Below are 13784 nucleotides of genomic sequence, written 5' to 3'. Positions count from 1 at the left end.
CGCGGAATACGCCTGAGGTTGGAAAGACTGGATCTGGTTCGAACGCTGCGAACGTCGAGATATTGATGATAGCTCCGCCGCCCTGTTGTTTCATTATAGGTGCGACGAGACGAGTGGGGCGGATGACATTCATAAGATAGACATCCAAACCCTTGTGCCAGTCTTCATCTGTGATTCCTAAAATTGGTGCTCTTGGACCATGACCGGCGCTGTTTACAAGAACATCAATACGGCCCCACTTTTCCATTGTGAGGTTCACTAACCGTTTCAGGTCATCGTTCGATTGGTTTGAACCCGTTACGCCTAAGCCGCCATATTCATTTGCTAAAGCCTCACCTTTGCCGGAAGAGGAAAGAACAGAGATTGCATATCCCTCTTCAGCTAGTTTACGGGCCGCTGCAGCGCCCATACCACTACCGGCTGCTGTAACAATTGCTACCTTTTGCATCTCACGTCATCTCCGTACTATGAACTAGTCCTATGCTATCTGGATTTGCGGGATGTCGTCGAACGCTATTCCATGTCAGGTGGCAGTAGATAATCTATTGCCAAGTCTGAGGTGAGTTTTGAAATACTCGATGAATGCGATCAAGACCTTCACTGTGGTGGCAAGGCACGGAAGCTTTAAAGGGGCTGCTGACGAACTAGGGCTGACGCAGGGCGCGGTCGCTCAGCAAATCCGAAGCTTGGAAGCAAGCCTTGGTCACCCGCTATTCAATCGTGAGCACAAAGGGTTATCGCTCTCGGAAGCTGGGCGTAAACTAAAGGTACCCGCTACCCGTGCGATGGCGATGATCGACGAAGCTCTCGATGATATTCAGTCTCCAAAGTCGCGGATTTCACTCAGTGTACCGCCTTCGTTTGCAGCGAAATGGCTAATACCTCGATTAGGGCGGTTTACCAATCAGTATCCAAAGGTGGAGCTCAAGGTTTTGGCGACCACAGAGGTGTCCAGTTTTGAGCGCAACGAAGCTGACATCGCCGTTCGGATATGCACGCCGGTTAGAAGAGCCACACTCGATTGCCATCATCTTTTTCCAGCAGACGTTTATCCTGTCTGCTCACCATCTCTAGCGGATGAGTTGGGCCGGACGGCTCTAGGGAATCTGGGTCGGTTCACACTGCTGCAAGATACCCATGACCTCTGGCGAACATACCTTGAGAAGGCAGGCCATGCGGAAAATTTCGCAAGTGCACGGACAATGACGTTTTCTCAAGCATCGCTCGCGATTGATGCAGCGATTGCGGGCCAAGGCATTGCACTTGGTAGCGATCCGCTAGTGCTAGAGGATGTTAAAGCCGGACGCTTGGTCGCACCTTTCGAAAAGAGACTTCCTGATGAGAAGGGATTTCATCTCATCTATCCGAGATCCCATCGCCAGAAAAAGGCGCTCTCACTCATCGGCAACTGGATCTTGGAGGAAGCGAAGGAATCCCAACTCGGAAACTCATAGTTTGAAGGATGATTTTCCTAGGTCCATTGTCCTGCGAAATATCATTTCTACCCAAGACCTAGTAAGAATACAGGTCTCTCCATATGTATTGGGCACATTTATAAGCTGTTGAAGAAATATCAATAAGCGAAAGTCTGGCAACAACGCTGCCATACTTGACTATCCCGCTCTGCTTCATTACGCAGATCATTGCACGACTTTGGGATCCGGAAAGCCTAAGCCAGAATCTGATGTTGCTAAAATCCTGCGAATTTTCCGTAATCGGAAACCTCGCTGTGTAATGTCCTGCGCGCAGCTCCCGCCAAAGAAACGGCAGAGAGTAACTGTTTCTTATTTTGGAGGCGCGTCCTTGGAACAGGTAAACAAGCACTTCGGTTTGTATGATCACGGTTTGGACAAGAGCAGCTGTGGTGTGGGCTTTATTACTCGCAAAACAGGCGAGCAGACCCACGAAGTCCTCGAACTTGGTCATGAAGCACTGTGCACAATCCCCCATCGCGGTGGTATGAGCGCTGAAGGCGTTGGCGATGGTGCCGGTGTAAATATTGACCTCTCCTTGGACTTTTTCCGTAAGACAACAGGCGACACGACACTCACAACAGGCGCGTTCGGTGTAGGCAACTTCTTCTTGCCTCACGATGAAGCATTCGTTGCCGAGGCGGACGAGTTGATCAACAAAGCGCTGGCTGACAACGGCTTGCTGCTGGTTCTCACCCGCGATGTTCCTGTCGATAACAGTGTTATCCGTCCGGCTGCGGTCAAGCATATGCTGCCGATCCGCCAGTACATCTTCAAAAAGCCGGAAAGTGAAGACGCAAAGGCGTTTGACAAGTCTATTCATGAAGCGCTGCTTGCTATTGAAAAAGAGGCATACACCCGCGTTGAACTGAAGGGCCTTTATCCGCTCTCACTCTCTGCCCAGACGCAGGTATACAAGGGCCGTCTGAACTCAGACGAGATCATTCCTTATTTCAAGGATCTTGCTGACCATGATCACAAGATCCACTCTATGTTCTTCCATACGCGTTTCTCGACCAATACCGAGCCGCAATCCAGCATGGCGCAGCCATTCCGTTTGATGGCGCACAATGGTGAGCTGAACACGGATAAGAAGAACCGTTTGAGTGAAGCTGCCATTGCGCAGATGAAGCACAATCGTATCTTCTCCCCGCAAGGCCAGTCGGACTCTGCGCGTCTTGATCAGACGCTTCAGCGTCGCCTGATCGAAGATGAGCTAGACCTCATCTCCGCAGTTGTGGCGATGATGCCGCCAGCTTGGGAAAACGATAAGCGCCTTTCTGATGATGTGCGCGTGATGCTGGAGTACTTCTCTTTGTACGAAGAGAAGAACGATGGTCCTGCTGCACTCATCTTTGGTAATGGCACTGTTGTTGGCGCACGCCTCGACCGTCTTGGCCTGCGCCCGCTACGCTCCGTTGAAACCGACGATTATCTCTGTGTGATGTCCGAAGCTGGTCAGATCGACTTCGCTCCGGATACGGTCACCCGACGCGGCCGTATCGAAGCAGGCGGTATGCTCTACTTCGATCACGAGACAAAGCGCTCTTATACCAGCGAAGATGCGCTGGAAATGTTGGCCAAAAAGCGTGATTACAAGCAGCTTCTGGCTGAAGCGCGTGTCACGCTTGATCAGCTGCCAAAAGATAACGCCCGTGTTGCGCTTTCAGAAAACTTCACCGACGCTCAGCGCTCTGTTGCATACTCGCTCAATCAGGAAAGCTACAAGTTCCTGATGGACCCGATGATGCTGAACGGTGCCGAGAAAATCTCCGCGATGGGTTATGGCGTTGCTATCAATGCGCTGACCGATCAGGAAGGCGGCATGGCGAAGTACTTCTCCCAGCGCTTTGCTCAGGTGACCAACCCGCCGCTTGACAGTATCCGTGAAGCGGATGGCATGACCCTGCGCGTGGCTCTCGGCGCAAAGCCTCACTTCAACTGTGGCCGCACCCGCCAGATCGTCATTCCTACGCCGATCCTCTCTGCTGAAGAATTGGGCGCAATCCGCAGCCAGAGCGAAGTACCTGTCACCGAGATTGCCAGCCTTTACGCAATCGACCACGGTGCTGAAGGTGATGCGGTTGAGAAAACACTCATCGCAGCTGTTGAAGCGACTTGTGACAAGGTGGAAGAGGCTGCCCGCGAACAGGGCGGCGTCATCATCCTGTCCGACGCTAAGGTGGACAAAGACCACGCACCGCTTCCGCTACTGCTGATCGTCTCTGCTGCTAACCAGCGTCTCATCGAAAAAGGTCTGCGCTTCCGTGCGTCTATCGTGCTGGAAAGCGGCCAGATTGCTTCCTCGCACCAAGTCGCGACAGCTCTTGGCTTCGGCGCATCTGCTGTAATGCCAATTGCCGTTGAAATGCGCGCACTGGAAAAAGCAGGGGGCAAGGAAGACGTCTACAAGGCAAACGTTGCCCGCTACATCAAGGCTGCAAACAAGTCTTTGATGAAGACCATGGGTAAAGTCGGCCTGTGTACTGCAGAAAGTTACATCTGCGGTGAATTCTTCGAGCCGAACTTCCTCGATACCAATGACGCGGTTCTGAAGCGCTACTTCCCGAACATGATCTCCACCGTTGGCGGCGTTGGCTTTGCAGCGATTGCCCGCAGCGCCCTGGATTGGCACAAGCGTGCCTGCGAGATCAGCGCTGAAGGTGAAATCCCGCTTCTGGGTCTGTTTAAGGAACGCGCAGAAGGTGCTGGTCACTCCTACGGTACCACCGCTGTTCGCGGCTTCGTTGAGATGACCGAGGAAAAGGTTGCATTCCAAGAACGTGGTAAGGCTGAAGACGAAACCATCGACAACGATAACCTTCGCCTTCTTCCTCTGTCCCGTTTGACCGATGCTTACGGTCAGGGTGCAGAAGCTTACCGCGCAACCAGCTTTGAACGCCGCACTCCAGAGCAGATCGACGAATTCTGCATGACAGAAGCTTACCGTCGCTTCTCTTATGATCTGGAACAGGAACGCGCAAAACGTCCGGCAGCACTGCGTGACGTTCTGGGCTTCCCTGCAAACGTTAACTGGACAATCTCCGCAGACGAGTTCTTTGCAGAGCTCTTCGCACATGATCTGATTGGTAACTCTTCGTTCCTCGTTCAGGGTCTATCTTGCGAAGCGAAGGGCGAGGGCGTTTATGTTCTCTCGCTCTCCAACATGTCCAAGGTGAACCGCATTGCATCTTTGAGCGAAGCGCTTGCGCGTAAGTTCGGTGATGAGATCGCAATTGAGAAAACCGGAAACAACGAGCTGACCGTGACCGTAAAAGGTCAGGCGCTCTACTACTTCTCCAACCTGCAGCCGGTTGCCAGCGCAATTGACGTGGACGATGTTCAGCCAGCAAGCGACATCACCCCGACCTTTGCAGCAGGCGCAATGAGCCACGGCGCGCTGGTAGCCCCTGCGCATGAAGCTGTTGCCCACGGCACCAACATGGTTGGTGGTTTCTCTAACTCCGGTGAAGGCGGCGAGCACTATTCCCGCTATGGCACCATCCGCGCTAGCCGCATCAAGCAGCTTGCTTCCGGTCGCTTCGGCGTTTGGACCGGCTACCTTGCCGACCCATCCCTTGAAGAGCTGGAAATCAAGATCGCGCAGGGTGCAAAGCCGGGTGAAGGTGGTCAGCTTCCAGGAGCCAAGGTGAACGTAGAGATCGCCGCAGCTCGTGGTGGTACACCGGGTGTGGAACTTGTTTCCCCTCCACCGCACCATGACACTTACTCCATCGAAGACCTCGCACAGCTGATCCACGATGCTAAGGCTGCCCGCGTTCGCGTTATCGTGAAGCTGGTATCTTCTGAAGGTATCGGCACCATCGCAGTTGGTGTTGCAAAAGCAGGTGCGGACGTCATCAACGTGGCCGGTAACACCGGCGGTACGGGTGCAGCGGCTGTGACCAGCTTGAAGAACACCGGCCGTGCGGCTGAAATCGGCCTTGCTGAAGTCCATCAGGCGCTCTGCGTCAATGGTCTGCGCGACAAGGTTATCCTGCGCTGCTCCGGCGCACACCAGACCGGTACGGACGTGGTAAAGTCCGCTCTTCTGGGTGGTGACAGCTTCGAGTTCGGTACAACGGCTCTCATGATGCTCAAGTGCGTCATGGCGAAAAACTGTAACATCAAGTGTCCGGCTGGTATCACCACAAACCCTGAAGTGTTTGAAGGTGATCCGCGCGCACTGGCTCAGTACCTCATGAACATGGCGCACGAGGTTCGCGAGATCCTTGCACGCCTTGGCTTCAAGTCTCTGCAGGAAGCACGTGGTCGTTCCGACTACCTGCACCTACTGGCTCATGAGAAGATTATCGGTCAGCTTGACCTTCGCAAAATGCTGGCCTTCGTGCCAGAAGTGAAGATCAAAAAGCCGGTGTATCTGGAAGCCAACTTCGAGATTGATGACCAGCTGCTCATCGAGTTCCGCAAGCAGGTGCTTCAGCGCCAGCAGGAAACTGCTGTCTTGAGCACCGATATCAAGTTGAACAACCGTCACAAAACTGTTGGCGGTCAGCTTGCCATCGATATCGAACGCATGTTGCAGTACGAGCTTTCCGAAAAGCAGGTTGCGTGTCTGCCAATGGTCTACACCGATGACCGTGGTCGCCGCCTTGTTAAGCCGGAAACCCTGACCATTAACACCACCGGCTCTGCTGGTCAGAGCTACGGCGCGTTCTGTAACTCCGGTATGGTCTTCCACCACATCGGTACCTGTAACGATGGCGTGGGCAAGAGCGCATCTGGCGGTAACATCGCGATCCACTCTCCTGGTGGTGGCGATGATGATAACGTCCTGATTGGTAACTTTGCCTTGTTCGGTGCGAACGGTTCCACCCTCTACGTTGAAGGTGGCGCGGGCGACCGCTTTGCGGTTCGTAACTCCGGTGCAACTGCAATTGTTGAAGGCGTGGGCGACTTCTGCTGCGAATACATGACCAACGGTACTATCTTGAACCTTGGCCGCTTCGGCAAAGGCTTCTGTAACGGTATGTCCGGCGGTGTCGCGTACCAGTACGATCCGGAAGGAAAACTGAAGGATCTGTACAGCGCTGACTCTGTAAAGCTGCATGACCTTTCTGACGACAACGACCGCGCTGCGATCCACCGTCTGGCTGTTGAACAGCTTCTGGAACGCCATGTTCGCTTTACCGGTTCCAAGAAGGCGCAGGCCATTCTTGATAACTGGCAGAACGAAATCGGCAACTTCCGCTTCTGTACCCCAATGGCTCTGGAAACCTACCAGAACTACGAGGCTATCCTGAACGCTTCCAGCCGTAAGGACCTTGTAGAAGAACTTGCTAACGCTCTGGTCGCGTACCAGACACGCAAGTTCAAGGTTGCCTACCGTGATGGTACACCAATTGCTGGCGGCGCTGTGCCTCAGCATGGCGAAACCGACACTAAGCTCATGTACACCCTGCTTAACAACTATGCCGTTCTGCATATGGCCGAGCAGGTTGTCCGCTCCCGTTACAAAAACGAGAGTGAGCTGACCAAAGAGGTGATTGAAGCTGGTATCCGCAAGCTGGTGCTGACCGAGGACTACACCCTGACCAACAAGTTGGCGGCGTTTGCTCGTAAGGCACTGGAAAGCTACACGGATCTTCAGCTTGCTGTTCTCATCTCCGACAAGCGCATGAAGGATTACAAGACAGCCCTGTCCAACCGTAACGTTCGCCTCATGGACAACGTCGGTACACATGGCTGGATCATTCTGCAGGATCGCCTGAACGCTCAGGCAATGGGAGAAATTCCAGATTTTGAGGAGCTGTTCGCCCGTGCAAGCAGCTTGGAAATGGTCAAGATGGCGTCTTAAGGCGCCATCTCCTTCTCGCTACGGGTTAGAACACTGCAGGAAATGGATCTGCACTCATGAAGATTTCACCAATGATCGAGAACGCTCCGTTCTCGCCGGAACAGAAAAATTGGCTTGCAGGGTTCTTCGCTGGTCTCCACACGCAGATCGCGCAGAACTCCAATGCTGGCGAACAGGAAGCGCTGCTTCCGGTTCACGTTTTCTATGGTACGCAAACCGGTAACTCCGAGGCCGTTGCAGAAGATATTTGCGCAGCACTCACCACCGGCGGCATGGCTCCTCAGCTTGCTTCTCTCGATGATATCGAGCTGGAAGACTTTGCGAACCTTGACCACGTACTCATCGTCATCTCCACCTATGGTGAAGGTGAAATGCCAGACAACGCTCAGCTCTTCTGGGATGCGCTGTCCGCAACTGACGCACCGCGCCTTGAGCACATGCACTTCTCCGTGCTTGCACTGGGTGACACCAGTTACGACGGCTTCTGTGAAGCTGGTAAGCAGCTTGACCTTCGCCTTGAGCAGCTTGGCGCAAAGCGCATGCATGCGCGCTTTGACTGTGATGTGGACTTTGAAGAAACCGCAGAAAACTGGACAACCGGTGTTCTGGAAAAGGTTTCCGAGTTTAAAGGTCAGGGCGGTGTCGCTGGCGCTGTTGCTGCTGCTCCTGCCAAAAAGGCAGAAAAGTCCAAGTGGACCCGCAAGAACCCGTTTGAAGCACCGCTCAGCGTCAACCGTCTGCTTTCGGGTGAGGGCTCTGCGAAAGAAATCCGTCACTTCGAAATTGACCTGTCCAACGACGGGCCTCAGTACGAAGCAGGTGACGCGCTTGGTGTAATTCCGGCGAACGATCCTGCTCTCGTGGAAGCATGGGCGCAGAAGCTGGGCGTTTCGCTTGACGATCAGGCTCCAGGTTTTGACGCAACGATCGGCGAAGTGCTGGGCACTCAGCTGGAAATCTCCACGCCATCCGCTGATCTGATGCGCCTCATCACTGCACGCGCAGAAGATGAGCATCTCTCCCATATCTGGGAGCACGGCGACAAAGACACCATCGACAACTTCCTATGGTCGAAAGACGCGCTGGATCTTGTGACACTCTATCCAAAGGCGGAAGTAACCCTTGAGGATATGCTGTCGGTCTTCAAACCACTGCAGCACCGTGCGTATTCCATTTCGTCTTCTTCCAAGATGCATACAGACAGCGTTCACCTGACTGTTGCGGCTGTACGCTATGATAGCCATGGCCGTAAACACGGCGGTGTGGCTTCCACCTTCCTTGCTGACCGCGTTGCCGCTGGCCAGCCTGTAAAAGTGTTTGTATCGCCGAACAAGTCCTTCCGCGTTCCAACCGACAACGATGTTCCAATGATCATGGTTGGTCCGGGCACTGGTATCGCACCGTTCCGCGCGTTCTTGCAGGAACGTCAGGCGCTTGGCGCTAAGGGCATGAACTGGTTGTTCTTCGGCGATCAGCATGCATCCTGTGACTTCATCTACCAAGATGAACTGGAAGCAATGCAGAGCGACGGCATTCTTTCCCGCCTTGATCTGGCGTTCTCCCGCGATCAGGCGGAGAAAATCTACGTCCAGACCCGCATGATGGAGCAGTCCAAAGACCTATACGCTGCACTGGAAGAGGGCGGACACTTCTACGTCTGTGGTGATGCAAGCCGCATGGCGAAGGACGTAGATCAGGCTTTGCATAACGTTATAGCCAAAGAGGGCGCTCTTACTGAAGACGGCGCACGCGAATACGTGAACCGCCTAAAGAAGGAAAAGCGTTACCTGCGTGACGTTTACTAAACCAGCTCTATGAGTTTTAACGAGGGTCGCAGCTTTACGGTTGCGGCCCTTTTTCGTTTGTGCCCATACTCACCTGCCGCAAGCGTAACGAGCTGGAAAGGGAAGTTTGTCATGCAGTTTGCCCGCGTGGATGACGTCGTTCTTCATTACCATTTGCAGGCCAATGCACCGGAAAAACCGGTCATCGTGTTCTCCAATGCCCTCGGTGCTGACCTTCGTATCTGGAAGCGCATGAGAGCCGTTCTCGACAGTACCCATACACTTTTGTTCTACGATAAGCGGGGTCACGGCCTTTCAAGCATTGGCGAGGTTCCGTACACCATGGAACGCCATGCAGATGACCTTGCCGGACTGCTGGACCATCTCCAAATCAAATCTTCCGTCGTATGCGGGCTATCTGCTGGCGGAATGATTGCGCAATGTCTGTTCGGAAGACGGCCAGACCTTATCCGCGGGTTGATCCTTTGCAACACGGCTCAAAAGCTCGGTGTTAAAGCTGATTGGGACGCAAGAATTGCTGCCGTTGATGAGGGCGGCATTGCCATACTTGCTCGCGGTATTATCGACCGCTGGTTTACCGGAGACTTCAAAGCGCAGAACCCTGAAATAGTAACAGGCGTTTACAACATGATCACTCGCTGCTCACCAGAGGGGTACATGGGCACATGCGAGGCGATCTCCCAAACCGACCTAACTGAAACGGTAAAGGGCATAGACGTGCCAACGCAGGTCTTTGCAGCGGATCAGGATGGCTCGACTGACGTGGACTTGGTGAAGTCGCTCGCCGATCTTATTCCCGGTAGCCGGTTTGACGTTATCTCTCCGGCTGCGCACATGTCCCCAATCGAGCAGCCTGAGAAAATGGGTAGTGTCATCAAAGGCTTCTTGAAAGCCAATGACCTGTAACGCTTACCCTTAGAGGTTTGAGAAAAGAAAAAGCCAGCGGATCAAACGCTGGCTTTTGTGTTTTCTTACTCTGCAGGCTGCGGACTAACAGCAGGTTTCGGTGCTGCTTTTTTCGCCCATGGCAACATGGCGCTGGCACCCAGAATGAGCGCTGCACCTACCAGCGTGGATTTTGTCGGTACATCATTGAAGAACAGGTAGCCGAACAGGATCGCATAGAGAATGAGGGTGTACTGGATCGGAGCCACGATATGTGGCTGAGCCAGCTTTACAGAGCGGTTCAGCATCATATGCGCACACATCGCAATAATGCCGAGCAGAGCGATCTGCATAAAGCTCACGGTATCAACGCTGCCCCAGCCGATAGGGGCGATGAACGAAGCCATCACCAATGCACCCACGTTCTGCCAGAAGATCAAGGATAGATCCGGCACGTGCTTGAGGTGATGGGTAATGTGCAACATTGCTGCTAGCATAAAGCTACCGGCAAGCGCGATCAGGCAGGCTGGGTCGAATACGCCGCCGCCCGGCTCCAGCGCGATAACAACACCAATAAAGCCGATGATAATGATCGCCCACTGCATCATTGAAAGCCGGTGTCCGGCGGCAATGGAAAGAAGTGCAGCGAAGATTGGAGCGGCCATGTAGAAGGTGAGCGTTTTTGCAAGCGTGAGGAACAGAACGGCCACGTAAAACAGCAGTACTTCCATGGTGCAGCAGAAAACGCGGAGGGCGTTCAACTTTGGATTTTCAACGATCAAGGTGCGCTTGATACCGCGTCTGTAAATGAGCGGGCTCATAAACAGCAGGGCTGCGATACTGCGGATAACAAGAAGCTGGCCGACACCATAATCTTGCAGCAGCCACTTAGCGAAAGCATCGTTAAGAGAAAAAGCTAGATAACCGACGGCTGAGAGCAGGATTCCCAGAAGTTCTGTTTTCGTCAGACCGGTTGACGCCGCTGGCGTGGAGGACATTCTGCCACCTTTGTGAGAGCGGATCCTGTGGCAGATGGAAGGAGAGTCGGGTTTGCCTCAGGACGGTAGGGTTGGTTCTACCGCCAGTCATATCGGTAAACCCGACTATACAACAGTCTGTGTAAACTGCTTAATCTTCAAAGACTTTGGTTGCCCTAAGGGCGTTTATAGGATCATCCAGCGGATGGTGTAGGAGACGATGCCAACGCACGCCACACCCACACACCATAAAAGTCCAAACCAAAGCGCACGCTTCCAGAACGGGTTCGGCATAGCGGCCTCTTTCTTCAGGCTCTGACTGCTCATCAATGGTACCCCTCGCCAGAACGCACCTTGCCGCGGAAGACCCAATATGAGTAGGCGGTGTAAGCAAGGATGAGGGGAATGAGAACAACGGCCCCAACAAGAAGGAACTTCAAGCTGCTATCTGGTGCCGCTGCTTCCCAAATGGAAAAGCGATGCGGAACGACATCTGGGTAGATGCTGATGCCCAAGCCGATGTAGGTCACGAGGAACAAAAGCAATGTCGAAACAAACGCCCGGGCGTGGGAGATGGGATTGTTGATGCCCTGCCAGATAACAAAGGCGAGTGCAGCAACAAGCACAGGAACCGGAACCGTGTAGTAGATAAACGGCGCTGTGAAATAGAGCTTCATTGCATCAGGGTCAATGAACGGCATCCACACGCTTACAAGCACAATGAAACCGAGCAGGATGAGCGCGCAGGGGCGCGCCACACGGCGGAAGTGCTGTTGTGGTTTGCCTTCCAGCTTCATAATGAGCCACGTTGACCCAAGAAGTGCGTAGCCGGAAATAAGAGCCAAACCTGTTGCAATCGAGAACGGGGAGAGCCAGTCAAACCAGCCACCTGCATACGCACGGTCCTCAACAGTGATACCTTCAATTAGCGCACCAAGCGCGATGCCTTGCGAAAGCGCCGCCAGAACTGACCCTGCGAAGAAGGAAAAGTCCCATATATAGCGTCGCTCAGCTGATGCCTTGAAGCGATATTCAAAGGCAACGCCTCGGAAGATCAGGCCGATCAACATCATGATTATGGGCATATAAAGCGCGGGCATGATGACCGAGTATGCCAGTGGGAACACGGCAAACAGACCACCGCCACCGAGGATGAGCCAAGTCTCGTTGCCATCCCAAACAGGGGCAACTGTATTCATCATCAAGGTACGTTCTTCATCGTCTTTGGTGGTCGGGTACAAAATCCCGATACCAAGGTCAAACCCATCGAGTACGACATAAATGAAGATGGCAACTGCGATCAGGAAACCCCAGATCAGAGGATAATCAAGAACCATCGTTTTCGCCTCCACTCTGGTTTTGTAGCGCCTGCACAGGGGTAATACCTGCCGTTCTGGTTGGAATGCCTTCCTCCGGCCCTTCGCCGACGTCCGGTGATTGTCCCATCGCTCTTAGGATGTAGAAGACGCCTACACCAAAGACGGCGAAGTACACGATAATGAACACGGCAAGTGACGTTGCTACCGCAGGTGCATCGACCGGCGACACGGAATCTGCTGTTCGCAGCAAGCCGTAGACGGTGAACGGCTGCCGCCCAACCTCTGTGGTAATCCAACCGGCAAGTACTGCTACAAAGCCGGACGGACCCATTATCAGCACGGCACGTTGAAGGCCTTTCGCATCATAGAGATTGTCCCGATAGCGCTCGTAGACGCTCCACAGAGCCACAAGCAGCATGAGGAAGCCAATGCCTACCATAACTCTGAACGAGATGAAGACTATCGTCGCATTGGGCCAGTCTTCCCTAGGGAATGACTTCAAGCCCGGCACTTCGCCATCCAGAGTATGCGTGAGGATGATGCTCGAAAGGTACGGCACTTCAATTTTGTAAAGGGTCTCGCCTTTTTCCATATCAGGCCAGCCGAACAAGATAAGGGGAGCAGGAGCTTGGTTTTCGAAATGCCCTTCCATGGCCGCGATTTTGGCTGGTTGATGCTCAAGGGTATTGAGACCGTGAAGGTCACCCGCAAACATCTGGATCGGCGTCACAAAGAGGATTAGCCACAACGCCATGGAGAACATGATCTGCGCACCGCGATTGGCATAGTCCTTCAGGAGGTGATAAGCGCCCACGGCTCCAATAACGAAAGCGGTGGTCAGGTAAGCTGCTAGTAGCATATGCACGAGGCGATACGGGAAGGACGGATTGAAGATGATTTCCCACCAATCCTCAGGGATGAACTGGCCGGCTTCGTTCATAGAGAACCCGACTGGCGTTTGCATCCAGCTGTTCACCGATAGGATCCAGAAGGCTGATAGGGCTGTTCCGAACGCCACGATGAGCGTTGCCATGAAGTGCAAATGCTTGCCGACACGGTTAAGGCCGAACAGCATGATGCCGAGGAAGCCCGCTTCAAGGAAGAATGCGGTCAGCACCTCATATCCGATAACAGGGCCGAGTACTGGACCGGTCTTGTCCGAAAAGACCGACCAGTTGGTGCCGAACTGGTAAGTGAGCACAATGCCAGAAACCACACCCATACCGAAGGCGACGGCGAAGATTTTTAGCCAGAACTTGAAGAGGCGGATGTAGACGTCTTTCCCCGTCCATAGCCACATACCCTCCAAAACGGCAAGATAACTGGCCAAGCCGATAGAAAAGGCAGGGAAGATAATATGAAACGACACAGTAAAGGCGAACTGGAACCGAGCCAGATCGACAGCCAAGCTATCCATAAGCGTACCTCGGGCATGGTCTAGGCTTTATTTGTTTGCCTTGTTCTACGCTATCTAAAGTTAATAGATCAGTAGATGGTCTGCTTCGAAG

At 53.5% G+C, this 13784-nt stretch carries 9 protein-coding genes; 4 read left to right on the top strand and 5 right to left on the bottom strand.

Features of this window, described 5'->3' with window-relative positions; translation table 11 throughout:
• Positions 1-448 (bottom strand): SDR family NAD(P)-dependent oxidoreductase (locus tag E1162_RS01200; RefSeq protein WP_155125789.1); only part of this gene is annotated, 448 nt, incomplete at its 3' end.
• Positions 449-578: 130 nt separating this feature from the next.
• Here E1162_RS01200 and E1162_RS01195 point away from each other — a divergent pair.
• The 4 genes from E1162_RS01195 (at position 579) to pcaD (ending at position 10001) form a co-directional block, all read left to right on the top strand.
• Positions 579-1454 carry a LysR substrate-binding domain-containing protein gene (locus tag E1162_RS01195; protein WP_155125787.1) on the top strand — a complete coding sequence of 292 codons (876 nt, stop codon included), beginning with the start codon at positions 579-581 and terminating at the stop codon, positions 1452-1454.
• A 349-nt stretch (positions 1455-1803) separates the two neighbouring features.
• The gene (locus E1162_RS01190; RefSeq protein WP_257098553.1) at positions 1804-7290 is read left to right on the top strand and encodes a glutamate synthase-related protein; all 5487 of its coding nucleotides are present in this window, start codon (positions 1804-1806) and stop codon (positions 7288-7290) included.
• A gap of 56 nt (positions 7291-7346) precedes the next feature.
• Entirely contained in the window at positions 7347-9095 is a 1749-nt protein-coding gene (locus E1162_RS01185) for a sulfite reductase subunit alpha (protein WP_155125783.1), read from the top strand.
• A gap of 111 nt (positions 9096-9206) precedes the next feature.
• Complete coding sequence (gene pcaD, locus E1162_RS01180; protein WP_155125781.1) at positions 9207-10001, top strand: 3-oxoadipate enol-lactonase; 795 nt, start codon at positions 9207-9209, stop codon at positions 9999-10001.
• Between the two features lie 65 nt (positions 10002-10066).
• Here the strand turns inward: pcaD and E1162_RS01175 are convergent, their stop codons facing one another.
• The 4 genes from E1162_RS01175 to E1162_RS01160 form a co-directional block, all read right to left on the bottom strand.
• Entirely contained in the window at positions 10067-10978 is a 912-nt protein-coding gene (locus E1162_RS01175) for a DMT family transporter (protein ID WP_155125779.1), read from the bottom strand.
• Positions 10979-11143: 165 nt separating this feature from the next.
• Complete coding sequence (locus tag E1162_RS01170; protein WP_257098552.1) at positions 11144-11284, bottom strand: DUF2474 domain-containing protein; 141 nt, start codon at positions 11282-11284, stop codon at positions 11144-11146.
• Complete coding sequence (cydB, locus tag E1162_RS01165) at positions 11284-12294, bottom strand: cytochrome d ubiquinol oxidase subunit II (RefSeq protein WP_155125777.1); 1011 nt, start codon at positions 12292-12294, stop codon at positions 11284-11286. Before cydB ends, E1162_RS01170 begins: the two co-directional genes overlap by 1 nt.
• Positions 12284-13693 (bottom strand): cytochrome ubiquinol oxidase subunit I, encoded by a 1410-nt coding sequence (locus tag E1162_RS01160; protein WP_155125774.1) that lies wholly within the window; start codon positions 13691-13693, stop codon positions 12284-12286. Before E1162_RS01160 ends, cydB begins: the two co-directional genes overlap by 11 nt.
• Positions 13694-13784: the final 91 nt, after the last annotated feature.

This window comes from Pseudovibrio flavus (assembly GCF_009711345.1).
GTDB classification, from domain to species: domain Bacteria; phylum Pseudomonadota; class Alphaproteobacteria; order Rhizobiales; family Stappiaceae; genus Pseudovibrio; species Pseudovibrio flavus.
Note: the sequence above shows the minus strand (reverse complement) of the source record. Positions and strands in the feature narration are given on the sequence as shown.

Excerpts from the sequence above, each read along its gene's own strand:
- E1162_RS01195 (WP_155125787.1), top strand. The coding sequence starts at position 579 with ATGAATGCGATCAAGACCTTCACTGTGGTGGCAAGGCACGGAAGCTTT.
- E1162_RS01185 (WP_155125783.1), top strand. The coding sequence starts at position 7,347 with ATGAAGATTTCACCAATGATCGAGAACGCTCCGTTCTCGCCGGAACAG.
- pcaD (WP_155125781.1), top strand. The coding sequence starts at position 9,207 with ATGCAGTTTGCCCGCGTGGATGACGTCGTTCTTCATTACCATTTGCAG.
- E1162_RS01175 (WP_155125779.1), bottom strand. The coding sequence starts at position 10,978 with ATGTCCTCCACGCCAGCGGCGTCAACCGGTCTGACGAAAACAGAACTT.
- E1162_RS01170 (WP_257098552.1), bottom strand. The coding sequence starts at position 11,284 with ATGAGCAGTCAGAGCCTGAAGAAAGAGGCCGCTATGCCGAACCCGTTC.
- cydB (WP_155125777.1), bottom strand. The coding sequence starts at position 12,294 with ATGGTTCTTGATTATCCTCTGATCTGGGGTTTCCTGATCGCAGTTGCC.
- E1162_RS01160 (WP_155125774.1), bottom strand. The coding sequence starts at position 13,693 with ATGGATAGCTTGGCTGTCGATCTGGCTCGGTTCCAGTTCGCCTTTACT.